Genomic DNA, 281 nt, shown 5'->3' with positions numbered 1-281 from the left:
CAAGTAGCTCATCACCAAATAAAATAGTTACTGTATGCACAGGGCGAATAAATTGTGTTTTATTCGCGCCCCAACGCATTGGTTTAGGGATTGGTAATTTACTTAATGCTTTTGTGATTGCATCTGTCATTAGGGTTTTAGTTTCTTGCCCTGCTACTTTAGCAATGTGCAATAACCAAGCGCCTTTATCGGTTTCAAGTGTTTGTGCGTCTTTTACTTCAATACCACAACCACGTGCCCAACCCATTGCTGCTTTTGTTGGGTTACCTTCGCTGTCAAAC

The 281-nt window shown here is 41.3% G+C and carries 1 protein-coding gene; it reads right to left on the bottom strand.

From position 1 onward, the window contains the following. Window positions 1-281 (bottom strand): glycine--tRNA ligase subunit beta (locus AAEZ18_RS18680; RefSeq protein WP_352255884.1); only part of this gene is annotated, 281 nt, incomplete at both ends.

It is taken from the genome of Pseudoalteromonas sp. 19-MNA-CIBAN-0066 (genome assembly GCF_040308705.1).
Classification (GTDB): domain Bacteria; phylum Pseudomonadota; class Gammaproteobacteria; order Enterobacterales; family Alteromonadaceae; genus Pseudoalteromonas; species Pseudoalteromonas nigrifaciens.
Note: the sequence above shows the minus strand (reverse complement) of the source record. Positions and strands in the feature narration are given on the sequence as shown.